General features: G+C 64.0%; 18 protein-coding genes and 1 tRNA gene. 15 read left to right on the forward strand and 4 right to left on the reverse strand.

The genetic code is table 11. The features are described from left to right. Positions 1-40: 40 nt before the first annotated feature. From FSZ31_RS00340 to FSZ31_RS00365, 6 genes are all read left to right on the forward strand, one after another. Positions 41-1012: an Mrp/NBP35 family ATP-binding protein gene (locus FSZ31_RS00340; protein ID WP_147121090.1), complete on the forward strand. Its 972-nt coding sequence runs from the start codon at positions 41-43 to the stop codon at positions 1010-1012. A 26-nt stretch (positions 1013-1038) separates the two neighbouring features. Next, on the forward strand, positions 1039-1467 hold the full coding sequence (locus tag FSZ31_RS00345) for a CoA-binding protein (RefSeq protein WP_147121091.1): 429 nt from the start codon (positions 1039-1041) through the stop codon (positions 1465-1467). A gap of 76 nt (positions 1468-1543) precedes the next feature. After that, positions 1544-3829: a xanthine dehydrogenase family protein molybdopterin-binding subunit gene (locus FSZ31_RS00350; RefSeq protein WP_147121092.1), complete on the forward strand. Its 2286-nt coding sequence runs from the start codon at positions 1544-1546 to the stop codon at positions 3827-3829. Next, positions 3826-4830, forward strand: coding sequence for a ferrochelatase (gene hemH / locus FSZ31_RS00355; RefSeq protein ID WP_147121093.1), 1005 nt, complete (start codon positions 3826-3828; stop codon positions 4828-4830). The genes FSZ31_RS00350 and hemH overlap by 4 nt, the downstream gene beginning before the upstream one ends. A gap of 60 nt (positions 4831-4890) precedes the next feature. Next, positions 4891-5613: an acetoacetyl-CoA reductase gene (phbB, locus tag FSZ31_RS00360; protein ID WP_147121094.1), complete on the forward strand. Its 723-nt coding sequence runs from the start codon at positions 4891-4893 to the stop codon at positions 5611-5613. Continuing rightward, positions 5613-5873, forward strand: a complete 261-nt coding sequence (locus FSZ31_RS00365; protein WP_147121095.1) for a ribbon-helix-helix domain-containing protein — start codon at positions 5613-5615, stop codon at positions 5871-5873. The genes phbB and FSZ31_RS00365 overlap by 1 nt, the downstream gene beginning before the upstream one ends. A 25-nt stretch (positions 5874-5898) precedes the next feature. Here FSZ31_RS00365 and FSZ31_RS00370 read toward each other — a convergent pair whose 3' ends face one another. Together FSZ31_RS00370 and FSZ31_RS00375 are read right to left on the reverse strand one after the other, a co-directional pair. After that, complete coding sequence (locus FSZ31_RS00370; protein WP_147121096.1) at positions 5899-10653, reverse strand: NAD-glutamate dehydrogenase; 4755 nt, start codon at positions 10651-10653, stop codon at positions 5899-5901. A 161-nt stretch (positions 10654-10814) separates the two neighbouring features. Further along, positions 10815-12095: a PAS domain-containing protein gene (locus FSZ31_RS00375; RefSeq protein ID WP_147121097.1), complete on the reverse strand. Its 1281-nt coding sequence runs from the start codon at positions 12093-12095 to the stop codon at positions 10815-10817. Between the two features lie 152 nt (positions 12096-12247). On the opposite strand from FSZ31_RS00375, the gene FSZ31_RS00380 reads away from it, so the two are divergent. After that, a tRNA-Thr gene (locus FSZ31_RS00380) sits at positions 12248-12323 on the forward strand. Between the two features lie 157 nt (positions 12324-12480). Here the strand turns inward: FSZ31_RS00380 and FSZ31_RS00385 are convergent. Beyond that, positions 12481-12948: a hypothetical protein gene (locus FSZ31_RS00385; RefSeq protein WP_236643599.1), complete on the reverse strand. Its 468-nt coding sequence runs from the start codon at positions 12946-12948 to the stop codon at positions 12481-12483. 35 nt (positions 12949-12983) lie between these two features. On the opposite strand from FSZ31_RS00385, the gene FSZ31_RS00390 reads away from it, so the two are divergent. Further along, positions 12984-13646: an alpha/beta hydrolase gene (locus tag FSZ31_RS00390; RefSeq protein WP_236643600.1), complete on the forward strand. Its 663-nt coding sequence runs from the start codon at positions 12984-12986 to the stop codon at positions 13644-13646. A 183-nt stretch (positions 13647-13829) separates the two neighbouring features. On the opposite strand, the gene FSZ31_RS00395 is transcribed toward FSZ31_RS00390, so the two are convergent. Next, positions 13830-14747, reverse strand: coding sequence for a lycopene cyclase family protein (locus tag FSZ31_RS00395; RefSeq protein WP_147121100.1), 918 nt, complete (start codon positions 14745-14747; stop codon positions 13830-13832). Between the two features lie 567 nt (positions 14748-15314). Here FSZ31_RS00395 and FSZ31_RS00400 point away from each other — a divergent pair. The 7 genes from FSZ31_RS00400 to FSZ31_RS00430 all read left to right on the forward strand — a co-directional run bounded on the left by FSZ31_RS00400 (position 15315) and on the right by FSZ31_RS00430 (position 19557). Next, on the forward strand, positions 15315-15893 hold the full coding sequence (locus FSZ31_RS00400) for a hypothetical protein (protein WP_161595903.1): 579 nt from the start codon (positions 15315-15317) through the stop codon (positions 15891-15893). A 132-nt stretch (positions 15894-16025) separates the two neighbouring features. Next, positions 16026-16610 (forward strand): hypothetical protein, encoded by a 585-nt coding sequence (locus FSZ31_RS00405; RefSeq protein ID WP_147121102.1) that lies wholly within the window; start codon positions 16026-16028, stop codon positions 16608-16610. Positions 16611-16646: 36 nt separating this feature from the next. After that, entirely contained in the window at positions 16647-17198 is a 552-nt protein-coding gene (locus FSZ31_RS00410; RefSeq protein WP_147121103.1) for a hypothetical protein, read from the forward strand. A 35-nt stretch (positions 17199-17233) separates the two neighbouring features. Then, complete coding sequence (locus FSZ31_RS00415) at positions 17234-17812, forward strand: hypothetical protein (protein ID WP_147121104.1); 579 nt, start codon at positions 17234-17236, stop codon at positions 17810-17812. Then, entirely contained in the window at positions 17809-18372 is a 564-nt protein-coding gene (locus tag FSZ31_RS00420; RefSeq protein WP_236643601.1) for a hypothetical protein, read from the forward strand. The genes FSZ31_RS00415 and FSZ31_RS00420 overlap by 4 nt, the downstream gene beginning before the upstream one ends. A gap of 97 nt (positions 18373-18469) precedes the next feature. Further along, positions 18470-18973 (forward strand): hypothetical protein, encoded by a 504-nt coding sequence (locus FSZ31_RS00425; protein ID WP_147121105.1) that lies wholly within the window; start codon positions 18470-18472, stop codon positions 18971-18973. Then, positions 18973-19557, forward strand: a complete 585-nt coding sequence (locus FSZ31_RS00430; protein WP_147121106.1) for a hypothetical protein — start codon at positions 18973-18975, stop codon at positions 19555-19557. The genes FSZ31_RS00425 and FSZ31_RS00430 overlap by 1 nt, the downstream gene beginning before the upstream one ends. Positions 19558-19577: the final 20 nt, after the last annotated feature.

Raw genomic sequence — 19577 nt, forward strand, 5'->3', positions numbered from 1 at the left:
AACAGTGCCATTCGCGGAATTCCCGACTATTCGCCTCGCCATGACCCAATCAGAAATGATCGCCGCGACCGCAGCCCGCCTGTCACAAGGCCGTGCCGCCGCCGTGCGGCTCACGGATTCGACCGTCTCGCTGGTATGCGATGTTTCGGGGCTCGACGAAACGGCCCGCGCCGACATGATCGGCCGCCTCAAGGCCGAGCTCGGAGCGATGGACGGCGTCGACGAAGTGCGCATTGCCGAGACCAGCGAGCGTCGGGAGCTACCGATCGTCGCGGTCGCCAGCGGCAAGGGCGGCGTCGGCAAGTCGACGCTCGCGACCAATATCGCGGTCGCGCTGGCGCTCGCCGGGCGCAAGGTCGGCATCGTCGATGCCGATATTTACGGCCCGTCGCAGCCCACGCTGCTCGGCTGCGACGAGACGCGGCCCGAGGCGCGCGACAAGAAACTCGTCCCCGTCGAATGTCGTCACGGCATCGGCCTGTTGTCGATGGGCCAGCTGGTCAAACCGGGTCAGGCGATCGCCTGGCGCGGACCGATGGCGGGCAACGCGCTGACCCAGCTGGTCGATGCGCACTGGGGCGCGACCGAGCTGCTGATCGCCGACATGCCGCCGGGGACCGGCGATGTGCAGCTGTCGATGATCCAGCGCCACAAGCCGGTCGGCGCGGTCATCGTGTCGACGCCGCAGGACCTCGCGCTGATCGACGCGCGGCGGGCGATCGCATTGTTCGAACAGGCCGGCGTGCCGATCATCGGCCTCGTTGAGAACATGGCGGGCTATGCCTGTCCGCACTGCGGCGAGATCAGCGATCCGTTCGGCTCGGGCGGCGTCGAACGCGCGGCGCAGGAGATCGGCGTCGCCTTTCTCGGCCGCATCCCGCTATCGCTCGGGGTTCGCGAAGCGAGCGACGGGGGAGAGCCGCCGGCGGGCAGCGAAAACGACCTCGCCCAACCGTTCAGGGATATTGCAGGGCGGGTCGCGCGTTGGGTGGACGAACGGCGCACAGCCTAGCGCGCCGACAGTCCAAGGAGTTTCTTATGCCAATCGATACCGATGATGCGCTTCGCGACCTGCTGACCTCGACCCGCCGCATCGCCGTGGTCGGCGCATCGCCCAACGCGTCGCGACCGAGCAACGGCGTGACGCGCACGCTGGTCGAACACGGTTATGATGTCGTCGCGGTCAATCCCGGCCATGTCGGCACGACGATCCACGGCGCTCCCGTCGTCGCATCGCTCAACGATGTTTCGCCGCCCGCCGACATGGTCGACATTTTCCGCAACAGCGATGACGCCGGCGGGGTCGTCGACGAGGCGATCGCGCACGGCGCCAAAGCGGTGTGGATGCAGCTCGGCGTCATCAATGAAGCTGCCGCCAAGCGTGCCGAAGAGGCAGGCCTTACCGTCGTCATGGACCATTGCCCCAAGATCGAGCTCGCCAGGCTGAACATACCGCCGGTCGAATGAGGTTGGCCGATGCCCGAGCGGGAGCTTTGCGCCAAGCGGCTTGCCAGCGCGCGGGGGGGCATTATCAGGTCAGGTCATGGCCCGCTTTCCCAACCTGAAAACCAAGCCGGCCAGCCCTGCGGTCAGCCGCCGACAAATACTGATCGGCGGCGGCGCGGCGGTCGGGCTCGCGGTCGGCTGGGCAGTGTGGCCGCGCTCTTATGGGCCCAACGTCAACGTCGCACCCGACGAGAGACTGTTCAACGCGTGGCTCAAGATAGCGACGAGCGGGCGGATCACCGTCATCGTTCCGCAATGCGAAATGGGCCAGGGCGTGACGACGCTGCTGCCGCAGATCATCGCCGACGAACTCGGCGCCGACTGGCGCAGTATCGCGGTCGAACCAGCGCCGGTCAGCCCGCTTTATGCCAATCGCCTCGTCATCGACGAACAGGCGGCGCAGATCACGCCGCGCGGGTCGGTCCCGGCCGAAGTCAACGATGCGCGCCGCGGGATCCTGGGCGAAGTCGCGGTCCGCGATGCCGCCATGTTGACGATGGCGTCGAGTTCGGTGCGCGCGTTCGAGCAATCGTGCCTCGATGCCGCCGCGGCTGCGCGAATGTTGCTTTGCGACGTCGCCGCCGAACGCTGGAACGTCGCCGCCGAAGAGTGCAGAACCGATGCGGGCTTCGTCGTCCACGGTAATCAGAGGCTGCGCTTTGGCACGCTTGCCGCCGACGCCGCGAATCTGTCGCCGCCGGCCACGTTGATCTACCGTCTGCCCGAGAGCGACGCGCTCTATGGACGCGAAGCGCCGCGCCTCGATATCCCCGCCAAGCTCGACGGGTCGGCCAATTTTGCCGGCGATATCCGTCTGCCCGACATGGCCTTCGCCGCGATTCGCCACGGACCCCACGGCGACACCCGACTCAAATCGATGACCAAGGCCGCCGCCGAGCAGATCGTCGACGTCATCCAGATCGTCGAGCACCCGCGCTGGGTCGCGGTGCTCGCCGATAGCTGGTGGTCCGCGAATCGCGCGCTCGACGCGATCAAGCCGGTGTTCGAAACGCGCGGTCCGCGCGTCAGGAGCAAGGCGATCGCAAGCGATCTGAGATCCGCCGCACAGCGGGGCACCGGCGTGCGCATGCAGCAGGCGGGCAGTGTCGAAGCGGCGATTGCGCGACAGCGCATGAAGCTCGCCGAATATACCGTCGATCCCGCGCTCCACGTTGCGATCGAAACCCGCACCGCCACCGCGCGCGTACAGGACGGCAAGGTTCAGCTGTGGGTCGCGACGCAGGCGCCGGGCCATTGTCGCCAGACAGTCGCCGATACGCTCGGGCTGGGCATCGACGACGTGACGATTTTCCAGAGCTTCGCCGGCGGCAGCTTTGGCTCGCGGCTCGACCACGACGTCGCGGTCGAAGCCGCGATCATTGCACGCGCCGCGCAACGCCCGGTCCAGCTGACCTATTCGCGCGCCGAAGACACGATGCGCGACCTGCCGCGCGCACCAGCCGCAGGACGGATGGTTGCAACGCTCAACACCGCGGGCACGATCGACGCCTGGATCGCGCGTATCGCGGTGCCCGCCGCCGCGCACCAGCTCGCCGCGCGGCTCGACGGGCAATCGGCCCACGACGCCGCCCGGGCGAGCGATGGCCAGAGCGAGGCCGCCGCCGTCGCGCCCGCGCGTCCACCATATAATATACCGCATTTTGCAGTCGATCACGTCGCGGTCGACAGCGCGCTGCCCGCCGGCCGCTGGCGCGGCAACGCCGACAGCTATTGCTGTTTTTTCACCGAGAGCTTCGTCGACGAACTCGCGCACGAAGCGGGGCTCGATCCGCTGAGCTATCGCATGTCGATGCTGGCAGGTGACGCGGCGCTGGCGCGCTGCCTGGCGATGGTCGGCGTCAGCGGTAGCTGGCAGGGCGGCGCGAACGGCGCGTCGCAGGGTCTCGCGATCCATTCGATGCGCGGCAGCCATATCGCGCTACTCGCCGATGCGCGGATGAGCGCCAAGGGGCTCCAGGTCCGCCGCCTGACCGCGGTGGTCGATGCCGGACGGCTGGTCAATCCCGATGTCGCACGGCAACAGATCGAGGGCGGCCTGATCTTCGGTCTCGCCGGCGCGATCGGCGCCACAACCGAATATCGTGACGGCCTCGCCACCCGCCTGAGGATGCGCGATCTCAAACTGCCCCGGCTTGCCCAGACGCCCGAGATCGTGATCGAATTCATCGACAGCGAACGCGACCCCGGCGGGATCGGCGAACTGGGCGTCCCTGTCGTCGCGCCGGCCTTGGCAAACGCGTTGTTTTCAGCCACCGGCGTGCGACACCGCAACCTTCCCTTTCGTATCGGTCGAACAGCATGACGTCTCTCCCAGCCAGCCACCCACCGATGCCCGCACCGCGCGTCGGCGTCCTGCTGGTCAATCTGGGCACGCCCGAAGCCGCCGAAGCCGGCGCGGTGCGCCGCTATCTCAAGCAATTCCTGTCGGACAAGCGCGTCGTCGAACTGCCGTCGATCCTGTGGCAGCCGATCCTGCGCGGCGCCGTCCTGCGCACGCGCCCGCGCAAATCTGCGCGTGCCTATGCCCAGGTCTGGACGCCCGAGGGTTCGCCGCTGCTCGCCTTCACCCGGCGCCAGGCGTTCGCGCTCGACGCGCGGCTGGGCGACGGGATCACCGTCGCCTTCGCAATGCGTTATGGCCGACCGGCAATCGACGAAGTGCTGTCGGCGATGCAGGCCAAGGGCTGCGACCGGATCCTGGTTGCGCCGCTCTATCCGCAATATTGCGCGGCAACGACCGCGACCGCCAATGACGCCGCCTTTGCCGCGCTGGCCGCCATGCGCTGGCAGCCAGCCTTGCGCACGTTGCCGCCGTATCACGACGACCCCGCCTATATCGACGCACTGGCAGGCGAGATCGAGCAGGCGGTGGGCGCGCTCGATTTCAAGCCGCGCGCTATCCTGGCGAGTTTCCATGGCATGCCGCAACGGACGCTCGAAAAAGGCGATCCCTATCATTGCCATTGCCAGAAAACCGCGCGGTTGCTCGGCGAGCGGCTGTCGATCCCGTTGACGATCAGCTTTCAGTCGCGCTTCGGACGCGCCAAGTGGCTCGAACCCGCGACCGATACGATGCTCGCCAAACTGGCCAAGGAGGGCATCAACGACATTGCGGTCGTTGCGCCGGGTTTCTCGGCCGACTGCCTCGAAACGCTCGAAGAGCTGGCCATCCGGGGCCGCGAGCAATTCCTCGAAGCCGGTGGGCGCAACTTCGCCTATCTGCCCTGCCTCAACGACGCCGAGCGCGGCCTCGACATGCTCGAAACGATCATCCGACGCGAACTGGCAGGCTGGATCGCTTGAAGCTGGCACGCCGCAGTCGTAAGTCTCGTTGATAAGAAACGAAACGAGAGGACGCACGACATGGCAAAGGTGGCAATCGTCACGGGCGGGACGCGAGGCATCGGTGAAGCGATCAGCCTCGCGCTCAAGGATATGGGCATCACCGTCGTGGCCAATTATGGCGGCAACGCCGCCAAGGCCAAGGAATTCACCGATCGGACGGGCATCCCCGCCTATCAGTGGGACGTCGGCGATCACGAGGCCTGCCTCGCCGGTTGCGAAGCGGTCGTCAAGGAGCACGGCCCAATCGACATCGTCGTCAACAACGCCGGCATCACGCGCGACGGGACGATGCAGCGGATGAGCTGCGATGACTGGAACGAGGTGATCCGGGTCAATCTCGGCGGCTGTTTCAACATGGCCAAGGCGACCTATCCCGGGATGAAGGACCGCGGCTGGGGCCGGATCGTCAATATCGGTTCGATCAACGGCCAGGCGGGCCAGTACGGCCAGGTCAACTATGCCGCCGCCAAGTCGGGCATCCACGGCTTCACCAAGGCACTGGCGCAAGAGGGCGCCCGTTCGGGCGTCACCGTCAACGCGATCGCGCCGGGCTATATCGATACCGAGATGGTCGCCGCGGTGCCGCCTCCGGTCCTCGAAAAGATCGTCGCCAAGATTCCCGTCGGACGCCTCGGCCAGGCCAGCGAGATTGCGCGCGGCGTCGCGTTCCTGTGTTCGGACGAAGGCGCCTTCATCACCGGGTCGACGCTGTCGATCAACGGTGGTCAGCACATGTACTGATGGACAAGCCTGCGCGTCCTGCTGCCTTCTACCACCCGCCGGTCAAGCGCAGCGTGACGATCGCGGGACACGGCACGTCGATCAGCCTCGAGCCGCCGTTCTGGTCAGCGCTCGAGGCGGCGGCGAAATCTGCCTCGCTGCCGCTCAATGCGCTCATCGCGCGAATCGATGCCGAACGGCTGATCGCCGAGACGCCGCCCAACCTGGCGAGCGCGATCCGCGTCTGGCTGCTCGTCCAGGCTTCAGCGACCGCTGAATAATCGCGGGGCTCGTCCGGGCCTGAGATCAGCGCGCGAGGAGCGAGCGCGCCTGCGCCGCGATCTGCGCCAGCATCGCGCTGGTCGGCGTCGGCGAGCGTTTGGCGCGATCGATGACGTGGCGGAACTGGGCAACGCGCGCGTTGTGCTCCTCGATCCAGGCAGCGACATGGCGTTCGAGCTCGCCATCCTCGGCGCGCATCAGGAACTCGAGCCGCATCTGCTGGAAGTCGCGCGCGAGCCCCTTCATCAGCAGGCGATCCCATGGATCCGACGGCGCCATCTTGGCCGCCATCGTCTGCGCCCAGTCGAGGCCGAGCGCCTCGCCGAGGTGGGTAAAGGCCTGCGTCGCCGCAATCTCCTCGACCCCCAGCTGCTCGCTCAGTGCCGCCAGACCGACCGCGCCGTCGGCCTTGAACAGGCGCACGACGGGCTCGATGACATCGTCGCTCGTTCCCGCTGCCGCCAGCCGCGTCGACAGGGCTTCCCATTGCTGCCGGACGACATCGCTCAACAGCATGTCGACGCCGGCGAGCAGCCGGTCGACGCCCGGCTTGAGCCGCGCCACCAGCTTGCCCGGCTTCTGGATGCCCGGCGCAGTGCGCAGCAGGTCGGCGACCTGCGACGCGCAGGCGTTCGATGCCTGGGTGAACAGCGCGAGGCGCGTACCCTCGTCGATCACCGCGGTGTCGAGACCGTCCCAGATCGTGCGCATGTCGTACAAGCGCTCGGCCGCGACGAACATCGCCGCGACATCGGCGAGCGCGCAGCCTTCTTCCTCGGCCAGTTCGAAGGGATGGATGATCCCCATCCGGTTGACGATCCGGTTGGCGATCTTGGTCGCGATGATCTCGCGCCGCAGCCGGTGGTCGTCGATCGCGTCGGCAAAGCGGTCGCGCATTTCAAGTGGGAAGGCTTCGCGCAGCTCGGACTGGAGCGTCGGGTCGTCGGGCAGGCGGCTCGCCTCGATCGCGTCCTGCAGGGCGAGCTTGGCGGTCGACAGCAGCACCGCGAGTTCGGGCCGTGTCAGTCCGTGCTCGTCCTGGCCGCGGCGCAGCAGGACATCGGACGGTGCCAGGCCTTCCACCTTGCGATCGAGACGCCCCGAATTTTCGAAGATTTCGATCAGGCGGACGTAGGACGGCAGCGCCTCGGCGCCGCCACGTTCTGCGATCGACAGCGCCAGCGCCTGCAGGCGGTTATCCTCTAGGACGAGCGACGACACGTCGTCGGTCATCGCGGCAAGCAATTCATTGCGCCCGTCGAAGCTGAGCCGGCCTTCGAGCATCTCGCGGTTGAGCGCGATCTTGATGTTGACCTCGTTGTCCGAACAATCGACGCCCGCCGAATTATCGATGAAATCGGTATTGATCCGGCCGCCGGTTGCGGCGAATTCGATCCGCCCGTCCTGCGTCACGCCCAGATTGGCGCCTTCGCCGATGACCTTGGCACGCACTTCGTTGCCGTCGACGCGCAGCCGGTCGTTGGCCGGATCGCCGACCTCAACATGGTTCTGCGTCGCGGCCTTGATGTACGTCCCGATTCCGCCGAACCACAACAGGTCGATCTCGGCCTGCAAAATCGCCGAGATCAATGCGGTCGGATCGATCTCGTCAACCTCGAGGCCGAGCATTTGCTTGACCTCAGGGGTCAATGCGATCGCCTTCGAATGGCGCGAATGGATCCCGCCGCCCCTGGATATCAGCTTGGCATTGTAATCTTCCCAGCTCGATCGCGGCAACGCGAAGATGCGCGCGCGTTCGGCCCAGCTCTTGGCGGGATCGGGATCGGGATCGAAGAAGATGTGACGATGGTCGAACGCGGCGACGAGCTTGATCGATTTCGACAGCAGCATGCCGTTGCCGAAGACGTCGCCCGACATGTCGCCGCAACCGGCGACGCGCACGGGGTCGCTTTGTACGTCGACGCCCATCTCGGCAAAATGACGCTGGACCGACAGCCATGCGCCCTTGGCGGTGATGCCCATCGCCTTATGGTCATAGCCGTAGCTGCCGCCGCTCGCGAACGCGTCGCCGAGCCAGAAATTCTGTTCGAGCGCGATCGCGTTGGCGACATCGGAAAAGGTCGACGTGCCCTTGTCGGCAGCAACGACGAAATAGGGATCTTCACCGTCGCGCGTGACGACGCAGCGCGGTTGCACCACCTCGCTCGCCTCGATATTGTCGGTCACCGAGAGCAGCGTGCGGATGAAAATCCGATAGGCCTCGGTTCCCTCGGCGATCCAGCCGTCGCGATCGTCCTGCGGATTGGGCAGTTGCTTGGGATAGAATCCGCCTTTCGCTCCGGTCGGGACGATCACCGCGTTCTTGACGCGTTGCGCCTTCATCAGGCCGAGCACTTCGGTACGGAAGTCGTCGCGCCGGTCGGACCAGCGCAGGCCGCCGCGCGCGACGGGGCCAGCCCGCAGATGGATGCCCTCGACGCGCGGCGAATAGACCCAGATTTCGCGCCACGGCAGAGGCTTGGGCAAGCCCGGCACGCCCGCACTGTCGATCTTGAACGCCAACGCTTCCTTGGCCGCGGGGGCAAAGGCGTTGGTCCTCAGCGTCGCCTCGATCAACGCCTTGAGCGTACGCAGGATGCGGTCGTCGTCGATCGCGGTGACGTCGGCCAAGGCGGTCTCGATCGCCCTGGAGAAGTCGGCAACATCGTCGGCCGAGGCATCATCGGGATGGTGCATCGCAGAGAACAGGCCGACCAGACCGCGCGTAACCGCGGGCGCGCTGCGCATGGCATCGACCACCGTGCCCATGCCATAGGCCATGCCGGTCTGGCGCAGATAGCGGAACCAGGCGCGCAACCAGACGATCTCGCGCGGGGCAAGCCCGGCGTCGATCGTCAGCCGGTTGAACAAATCGTCTTCAGCCGCGCCGATCAGCACTGCGGCAATCATCGGCTCGATAACGTCGGCCCTCGCCAGCAGCGATTGCGCGTCCTGATCGGCATCGCGCTCGAGCAGGAAGTCGTGGATATAGCCGTGCTGGCGGTCGGACAGCGCGGTCGGCACTTCCTCGATGACCTTGAAGCCGAAATTCTCGAGCGCAGGCACCGCGTCGGACAATGGCATCGAGCCCGACAAATTATAGACCTTTAGCCTGACCTGTTTGGCCCGGTCACCCTTGCAGCGATAGAGGCGCACCGTCCGCGGCGACAGGCGCGTCACTTCGCGCAGGCGCAGGATGTCGCGCGCGGCCTCGTCCGATCCGTAGCTGGTGCGATAGTTGGCCGGGAATATCTCGGCATATTTGCGTGTCAGGGCGGCGGCGCGCGACGTCTCGCCGAGTTCGCCGAGTTCTTCCTCGACACCGGGCAGCCAGCCGCGGACCATCGCCTTCAACTGATCGTCGAGCGCCGGCGCATCGGGCACGACCCCGCCATCGCGCAGGTCGAGCGTATAGCGCAGCATCGCCGCCGCGCCGTCCTCGAGAACGATATTCCAGCTGATCACGCTGGCCTTCGCCGCGGTCGTCAGCATCGACTGGATCGCGAGCCGTCGACCCGTCGACACTTCATCGCGCGGCAGCCAGACGAACGCGAACAGATGCCGGCCGAGCGCGCCCTCGACGAGGAACAGCTTGGGCCGCGGGCGATCCGACAGCGACATCGCGGTCATCGCGAGATGTTCGGTCTTGTCGGCTTCGAGCGCGACCATCATGTCGTGTGGCAACGCGGTCAGCGCGTGCGCCAGCGCCTTGCCGGCATGACCGGCAGGATCGAAATTGAACCGCCGCATGACGTTGGCAAGTCGGGCCCTGAGGACCGGCACGTCGGCCGGCGGCGCCGACATCGCGGCGCTCGTCCACAAGCCGGCGTGAATCGACAGCGCGTCGACTTTCTGTCCCTTGCCGGTTTTCAGTGGCACGATGATGAGGTCGACGAGGACACGGCGATGGACGTTCGACACGAGGTTCGACTTGATGATCAATGGCGCTTCGCCACCATCGTCGAACCATTTGAACGCCGCGGCGATCGTTTCGCCGGCGAGCAACGGACTGGCGGTCGTCCTGGCGATGCCCAGTGGATCGCTCTGCTCGTTCTTGCGCGAGCGGCATTCGTGGCCGATCTGCGTCAGGTTGCGGTCGAGAAACCAGGCGAGCAGCGCGGCCCCTTCGCCCGACGTGCGCTTGATGTCGGCGGCGAGCGCCTCTTGCATTGCCGGCCAGTCGGCGACTGCAGCACGGACATCGCGCAATCCGGCACCGAGCGCTGCGGCCAGCGTCTTGCGAACGCGCGCGTCGGCGCGGTCCATTTCCATGTAGATGATCGATTCGCGGATCATGCCCTTGGCGGGCTTGTGGTCCTCGCACGGTTCGCAATCGATGTCCTGCAGCACGCCCTTGGCATCGCGCCTGACCGAAACGACCGGATGGATCACCCGGTCGACGATGATATTGTGTGCGCCGACGATGCCTGCGGTCGAATCGACCAGGAACGGCATGTCGTCGTTGATCACCACCAGCCGCATGCGCCGGCGACGCCCTGCCGCCGCCATCGGTTCGAGGAGGATCGAGGCCGTGCCCGGTTTGCGGCACTGCGCCGCGCGTGCGACGACGCGGGCTGCCTCGAGCCGCGCCTCGTCGTCGAAACCGTGCTCCTCGCCGGGAAGCGCTGCATCCCTCAGCGCGGTCTGCACGCGGGTGACGAACGCGTCGGACGCGCCATCCTTGCCGGGCGACGGATTGCCCGCCTTTCCGGCGGCGGGGGAATTGGCGGTAGAGGGTGTTTTGGCGCCTGATGCGGCGTCTTTGGTGGCGTTCGGCATATGGTCAGAAGGTCCTGCGTCGCTTGGCTCGGGCTGACAGCCGAACGACATGCGCCCGGCCTGCTGGTCACGTCGGCGCTATGCGCTTTTCACCAACGCGGCTCAAGCCCCGCTAACGATCGGTTCGACGATATGTTCAGTCCGGTCATCGCCGTTACGGCTCAACGCGCAGCGGCAGCCTTGATCATCGCACGCCTGGTCAGCGCAACGTCGTCATCGACCGCAGCGACAATCGCGAGCGTTCCGTCGCCGCACCGTCGCCCGATCAGGACGACGAATTCGGCGTCGCCGGCGGCATGGTCGGCCGAACCGAAGCTGTCCGCCGCGCGCAACGCGTCGCATGCTGCGGCGTAGCGATCGTCCGCGCTGTCGCTATTCTTTCGGCTACCACGGATATCGCGCACCAGCCCCTTGAGGCCACCATCATAGCGCGACAGGTAATCGCCGAGGTCGCCGCGCGCGAGACCTGCCTCGCGCGCATGGGCAAGCGCCGCGGCATATTCGGTCACCCGTGTCTTGTCATAATCGGCGCCAAAGACGAGCTTGACGATCGGCGTCATCGGCGCGCGCGCCTGAACCGACAGCCCGGCATCGTCGAGCAGTTCGGCATAATCGTCAGGCCGTTCTTCGGCCGCGATCGAAAAATCATACGCCCGCGAGATCGCGCTATACAGCGCCGAACGGCTGCGAACGCGCGCATCCTTTGCCGTTTCGGCGGTTTCACGCGCCAGGCTCAACCAATCGGCGAGGCCGGCGTCAGCGGCGGGCTCTGCGCCCATGGCCGCGTCCTCGAGACCCTCCGACGCGGGACCGTCGGCCCAGACGGGCGCGACCGCAACGGGTGTCTGGGCGTGGCGGATCGAGGTTTCGACTTCCTTGCGCAGGCTGGCCGACAATGCCGGGTCGGCGACCTCTTTCCAGTTCATCACGCCAAGGATGAAGTCGATCGTCTCGTTGTCCGACGAAAAGGGCAGCAAGATGCCGCGATACATGATGTTGACGCCGCGCTCGTTGACGAACTCGGCTTCGAAACCGATCGGCGCGCGGTTGGCGATGATCTGCAGATAATGGTCGGTCAGGCGTGACAGGAGCGAACGCCCGGGGACGTCGCTGATATGACCCAGTTCGGCGGGCAGCTCGCATTCCTCGCGCAGTGCCTCGCCGACGAACGCGACCGTCGGATCCGGGATTCCTGCAGTAAAATCGAGCAATACGGCGTTCGGGCCGAAATCGGACAGATTGCCGACATCGAGCTTTTCAATCGGAGGATAGAACCGATCGCCGAGCATCTGAGCCCAGAAATTATAGGCGCGCACGTGCATGCGTCGCTCGTCGGTGCCGATCTGTGGCGGCGCTTCGACCCCCTGAGCGTCATCGACCCCATCATCGCGATAATCGTCGGACCCGTTGAAGTCGGACCCGAAATTGCGCATCGTATCCATCGTTGCCCCGTCAATCCGGCGAATGTGCCAGTTGGTGTTGTGGGGGAGATTGGTAAATTCACGGTTAACGCTCGGCCATCTGCGGCCGTGGCCAAGCGCGCTTGTAAAGCGCCGATAGCCTTGCTAACCCGCGCGCCGGTCAGACGACCTAAGCCGCTTTAGCTCAGTTGGTAGAGCATCGCATTCGTAATGCGGGGGTCAGGTGTTCGAGTCACCTAAGCGGCACCATAGCTTCCATTAGACAATACCGAGGTTCGCTGGCCAAGGCCCGTTCGGCTGGGATCCCGTTTGGGGCACGTTGGGTACTGTAACCCATAGCCGTCGCTCGTGGTCGTTAAATCAACTAGTCTAGGACCCCGCACTAACAGTGGCTGATTGTGACGGCTTATGGTCTGCTAGCGGCCTGATCGCTTGCGGCCGGCGCGGCCGTTTCCCGTGGCGGGATCGTGCGGATAATCGCTGCATACTCAGCCACGAGAACAAACACCCAAAACTCTGCTCCGGCCAATTCGCCAGTGGCGGCCGCCTTTAGCAGATCAGCGATGAACAGGGCCGCTGCCAACAACCGGAAGACCATGGAACTACGGGTCGGCATGTCTGCGCGCCAACCTGCGGAAATCATCATGACGATGCTGATGCCGCCCCAGAGGATCGAGCCGAACAGTGTTTGCGCGCGATAGAGGCCGTCCAAAGCCGCGAGGAACCAAAACAGGCGTGAAACCGCGAACTGTGTCTGACGCGTAAGCTGACACAGTTTCACTATCGGTGGGATAAACAGCGTCTTGCCGATCCAGTGATCGATCTTTGCGAATGACATCCCGCTGCCATAGCGCCAGGGATAGGTGGCCGTCACGAGCAAGTTGCGTTCAGTTGCGAGAGAGAACCCAAGTGTCCAAGATCGTCAACGGCGCCAGCCTCAAGCCCCGCTCCGGCGCTGAACCCAAACAGATCGTACTCTTGCTCCATGGATTTGGTTCGAGCGGGACCGACATGATCGCGCTGGCACCGCATTGGCAGGACGCGATGCCCGACGCGCTTTTTCTGGCACCCCATGCGCCGCAACGATGCGGAACAATGGGCGCGGGCTATCAATGGTGGGGCCTGTCGGGCTTTGCGCCGGCCGCGCTTGCCGCGGGCGCTGCCTCGGCGGCACCCGCGATCGACGCGTTCATCGACAAGAAACTTGCGCAATATGGACTCACTGAAGCCGATCTGGCGCTCGTCGGATTTAGCCAAGGCACCATGATGGCGCTGCACGTCGGGCTGCGGCGTCCTCGCGCGGTTGCTGGCGTGGTTGGTTATTCGGGGATGCTCACAGGGACACTGGGGGTTCCGAAGATCGGCGTCGCCAAGGCGCCTGTGTTGCTGGTGCACGGATCGGCTGACGGGATTGTACCCGTCGCAGCAGTGCACATGGCGGAGAGCGAGCTAAACCGCTTGGGCGTAGAGGTCACCACGCACGTATCCCACGGCGTGACCCACAGCGTCGATCCTGTCGGCCTGCGCCTTGGCCGCGATTTCCTAGCCGAAGCGTTTGATCAATCCACCTAGCCACACCCGCATGAATCTTTTCCGGCAAGACGGGCTGGGTTTGTACAGGCGTCATAGTTTTAAGACACAAGGCATGGTGTTTTCGATCGTCGGGCGCACGCTGCGCATGACATCCCATTCTTCATGTCCATGGCACAATGACCGCTTTGCCCAAGGGTACCCAGATCGCCGACGGTCAGAATATTAGTGTTGGTTCCTTGAGGTCGGCGGCGGGCTGGCGGTGCCCGTTTCGGCCACGGCGAACAAGGCTCCGAAACGGTCCGCCAACATCGCGCGTTCGCGCAGAAATATCGCCGCGACGGCAGCAGGATCCGGCACCGGCAGTGACGCGATCGCATCGGCCGTTCGCAGCGCAAACAGCAACAGGCAGGGAAAATAACCGGGGTTGGCCGGATGATGCGATAGACTTTCGGCGACGCCCGCACCGTTTCCGATTGTGGGAATCGATACGGGCGGCAGCGGCGTTCGCTCATCGCGACGCCAGTGTTCGACTATGATCCGTTGACCGTCGACCGGAAACATCTGCAACAATGTACGGTCGCCGCGCGACTGGCTGAAGTCGGCGAGAACCGGTGCTTCCAGCCCGTGATCGAGCCTGAAGTCGCGATATTGAGTCCTGCGCTCAAACTGGAAGCGGTCGAACCGCGCTCTACCCCGGGTATCGATGATATGCTGCGCGCGGTACGCGCCACGATCGGTCACGATCCGCGCACCGTCGATTGCCTCGACCACGCAACTTGCCAGGCAGTCGCCCGCGACATTCTCGATCATCTCGAGGTGGAGTTGACGCGGATCGACCAGCGCGACTGAATCGCCAAAAGATTGGCAGGAGTCGGGAAGGATGACGTAACAAGCTGGCCATATTTTGACGATCGCTCCGTCGATCAGCGACCGGCAGGAGTCCGGCACTTCTTCCAGAACAACAGGCTCCAGCATGTCGCCACCGAAACGTTCGCATCGTTCGAAGACGATAAGGCGGATGTCAGGCCGGTGGCGTGCAAAGGCGAGCGCCAGAAGGCTCCCCAGCAGGCCGCCGCCGACAATTGCAACATCGTGCTGCGCCGGGGATTCGCCATATTCGCTCCGAGACCCAATAGTCATCTGTCCACCTGCCGCGAATATAGCCTCGACGGCTCTGATATGGATTTGACGCTACCTTGCCAAACGCGAAAACGACTCGGGACCTTCCATGCCGACTCGAATGCGAGTCGCGACCAAAATCGAGATTGAAAGCCAACCTCGTCAGCCCGTTAACTGTCTGTGTTAACCCACAAGCTTAATTTTGCCACGATCACCCGTGCAAAAGTAGCGATGAAACGAAGTGCTTGGAAAATATCATTTTTATTCGGAATGGAGAATGCGGCCCCGCATCCACAGCCTGTATTTATATTCGTAAAATTACGGATTAAGTAATATTATTGATTCAGATTAAGAGTTAAGCGAAAATATGGGCGAGTTTCCTGTCTCTGGACAAGGCGGAATTACCCGCCACGATGAGCCCAGGGATTTCTCTAAAAGAAACTAAATTGCGTTGAGGCGGAAGATTATTTCTTCTTCTTCAAAGCCGAAGGAGTGTGGTTTTCCACATGAGGCTCTGCGCCTTCGGGATTTAAATCGGTATGGGAGGGTTGTGGCTTGCGCTTACGTTCCAAACACATCCTGGCAATCGTGTCGGCTGTATCAGCGATAGCAATCGCGGGTCCCGCGGCAGCGCAAACAACGGCTTATGCGGTGGGACAGGGATCGCCCAACGAGATCGCGTTGTCGATTCCGGTCAAGGCATCGGTCGGCGGCCGCTGCGGCTTCAAAGCGGGCACGGCGCCATCGGGAACCTATAACCAGCCCAATTTCGACGTGACCGGGCTCAACCACGATTTCGTTTTCGAGCTCGACTGCACGGGACCTTCACGGGTAGCGGTCGTTTCGACCAATGGCGGCCTGAAGACCGGCGGAACCGTGCCAGCGGGATATACGACCCTGGCGCCCTATACGGTCGCGCTCAACCTGGTCGGATCATCGACGACGGCGACCGCAAATTGCCTGGCTGCGACGCTGGTGACAGGGTCGACCTGCAGTTTTCTGGGCACGGCATCGACCACGGTCGGGCTTCGTCTGGCGGCAAGTTCGCTCAACCAAACGGGTTCGTACCTCCGGGTCACGGCACCGCCCTACACCGCTGCATCGCCGCAACTTGTGGCGGGCAGTTACGCCGACACTCTGACTGTAACGATTAGTGCTTCGCCCTGATGTCCGGGGCCGGACCAGAGCCGCTACGCCCTCCGGGCGGCTCAGGTCTTTTTCAATCGGCGGGGGCAAAGTGATCGGTCCCGCCACGGGACCATCGCACGCCGAACATAAATCTCAAGAAGGAAACATGTTATGAAAAAGCTTGCATATCTGGCCCTCGCTTCGGCCTCGCTGATCGCTTTCGCTTCGCCCGCTGCGGCGCAGGATGTTACCGGCACGGTCAACATCACCGGCACCGTTGCCGGCAAATGCCTCGTCCTTCCCGGTTCGGGCTCGACCTTCGGGACGACGGTCGCTCTGGGCGAGCTGGCGCAAAGCAACGGTTCGCTTGCGACCGACCTTGCAACCCGCTTTTCGAGCATCGGTGGCGCCGGGCTCGACGCCCGGGTCGTCTGCACGACCGCCGCTCCGACGATCGCGATCGATGCGACCGAGATCACGTCGGCCACAGCCGCCGTCGCTGGCTATGCCAACCGGATCGATTTCACCGCGCACGTCGCAGTCGACACCACGACCACCAACGACATCGATTTTTCGAACAGCAGCACGGTCGCTCCTTTGGCAGCGACTCTGATCGGCGGTCGTCTGGCCAATAATGGCGGCGCCAACATTACCGTTTCAGCATCCAATTTCGCCACGCCCAACGTCACCGACCTGCTCGTCGCGGCGACCGATTACACAGGCAAGATCGTCGTGGTCATCGGCCCCGGGGTCTGACCCCGGGCAACCGACCGACGCAATTGGAGAATGATCATGCGTAAACTTATCTACCTCGCGGGGCTGCCGATTCTGGCGCTTGCCTCGCCCGCCTTTGGCCAGGTGACCGGCACAGTCGACATCGATGGTTCGGTTGCCGACAGGTGCCTGTTCACGACCGACAACGCGGTCATCTCGGTAGGCGAGTTGACGCTGTCAGGATCGGGAACGACGGCGGGCAAACTCGATGCGAGCAAGCTCGACGGTGAAACCCGCACGCTCGTCGGCTGGTGCAACGGAACCGCTGCAACGATGGAAGTCGAGGCACTGCCCCTGCTCAACACCGATTTCGTCGGTGTTGTTCCAGCGGGCTTCGATACAAGAGTCGATTATACGGCCACCGCCGACGCCAACTCGCTGTCGGGCGACGACACGTCTCTTTCTGCAGGCAAGGGTTCGGCGGTCGCGGTCGGCCTGTTCTCGGGCAATATCGATGTCACGCTTTCGGCATCGTCGTCGCCGACAAACGGCCTTCTGGTCGCTGGCGGCTACGTTGGGCAAGTCATTGTAACCCTGACCCCGAATATCAGCTTCGGCAGTCCAGAATAAGTCCCGCCAGCAAAGCCATTTCGGAGAATTTGACGATGACCTACGCTAGACTGATATTGTGTTTGGGCTTGATGGCGGGCGCTAGTCCGGCGTTTGCTCAGACCGATACCGATTCCGCCGATGTCTCGGTCAATGGCAACGTTGCGCCGCTCTGCATACTTGGTTCGCCCAGTCCCGCAGCGGTCGATTTGGGGCAGATGGTGGCGACTTCGGGCACGCGCATCGGAAAGATCGCGGTCCTTCCGAACCGCGTCGTCAGCCTGCCTGGTTCGTTCTGCAACTTTGCCGGATCGGCGATTAACGTCTCTGTCACCGCACTGGTCGCCAGCGACGTATCGACTTTGCAGCCAGGCTTCGCACGGGCGGTCAACTACACTGCCAGTGTCGGCAACTGGGCTTCGTCAGCGGCGTCGGCAACGAGCGCTGCGACCACTAACGGCAGTTCACCCACCGCCACGGGGACGAGCAGCACCCAACCGCTGCCCCGGATCGCCGATGTCGCCGCGACCCTTTCGAACTTCACCGTTCCGTCCGACCTTTTGCTGGTAGCCGGAGGCTATCAGGGTCTGGTCATCATAACGCTTGGCCCTGCGGCGAGCGGAGGAGACCTATGATGAATAAAGCCATTCCCCTCGCGCTGGTTTTGACCAGCGGATTGGCCGTGTCGACGCCCGCGTTCGCGCAATCGACAAGCGACGCCAAGCAATTTGCAGTGATCGGCAACGTCCCGGCTCTTTGCGCCGGCGGCACGATAGACGGTGCAAATGCTACCTTTGACCTCGGCGTCCTGGTCGATACCAGCACCGGGTTCCTGCGGACCGACCTGTCGGCTCCCGCCAAGACGATCTCCGGGTCGTTTTGTTCGATCCGCAGCACCATCCGCGTCGATGCCACCCCGATTGCCGCGCAGACCTTCACTGCCGCGCCGCCTGCAGGATTCGCGCGGACGGTGGACTTTACCGCGACCGCATCGGGCTGGACGACGACGCCCGCGCGCTATGCAACAGGTTCAGCGACGCATCCCGACGCCACGCAGACCCGATCGACCGCGTTCACCGGCGATATCAGTGTCGCGCTCAGCCAGTTTGCAACGGGCGGCGGCGCCACCCTGCGCCTGGTCGCCGACCCGACCTATTTGGGCACCGTCACGGTCACCCTGACGGCAGTGGATTGATCCAGTGCGCAATTCGGCACCCTCGCTCATTGTATTCATCGCCGGCCTTGTCGCCGCAAGCCCTGCACTCGCGCAATCGACCACGGTAAGCCGAACAATGCCCGTCACCGGAAGCGCGCCGCAAATATGCGCGATCGAGCAGGCGACACTCGCCGCCGGGAGCCAGGATAATTTTCGTACTCTGGCAGGAAACCTGTTGCAGATCGATACGCTGGTCGATCCCCGGACACTCGCGGCGAACGCCGCGACCGCGCAGATCGAATTCGCCGCGGTGTGTAACTTTCCGCATCGGATCCGGCTTGAATCGGAGAACAACGGATTGTGGCAGACCGACGGCAGCATGAACCAGCCGGCCGAAGGCTTTGCTTACGCGCTGCCTTATCAAGCGGCGCTGACATGGGGCGAAGTCAACGGCGTCCTGTCCGCCGATGCCAACGTCCGTCGCATCTCCGAACGGCGTTTCAACATCGACCAGGCAACCGCCGGCGCGATCGAACTGAGCATAACGATTGAACCGGGCGCGTCTAACACCCGCGCCAACGCGCCTGTCCTGGCAGGCTATTACGGCGATACGTTACGCATATTCCTGGAGCCGCGCTGATGCATAAGACACTCCTGTTAGGCCTTGGCGCAGCGGCGATCGCCTGTTTTCCCGCAAGTGCTTCTGCACAGCAATTTAGCGAGGACAACCAGCGCCTCGAAATCGCCGGAATCGCACCTGCGGCCTGCGTTCTGAACGCGCCCGTTGCGACGAACGGGACCAATACCGATTTCAATCCAAGCGGATCGGGCAGCGGCGAGGTGCGCATTATCCAGTTGGTCGGAGCCTCCGACGCCGAACCGCTTCCGGCCTCGATCAACCTTTCGATTCCCGTGATCTGTAACGCATCGCATCGCATCGTGGTGCGAAGCCAGAATGGCGGATTGCTCCGCGATGGAGGCAATGTTGCCAGTCGTCAGGGCGGCGGAGGGTTTGGCGAGTTCCTACCCTATCAATTATCGCTCGACTGGGCTGGACGCGAGCGCGACGCTTCGAGCGAGACGGCGCAGAACCTGGCGATCGATACCGCGCGGGGCGCGGCTGGTCAGGCAATATTGGTCGTGAACGTACCGGGCGGTGGCGGTCCTCTTGTCGCGGGACGCTATTTCGATGCGATCATTGTCGAATTCAAAGCCGCCAATTGAGCGGAAGTCATAGTTATCTG

Origin of the sequence: Flavisphingopyxis soli (genome assembly GCF_007995095.1) — a bacterium.
Taxonomy (GTDB): domain Bacteria; phylum Pseudomonadota; class Alphaproteobacteria; order Sphingomonadales; family Sphingomonadaceae; genus Flavisphingopyxis; species Flavisphingopyxis soli.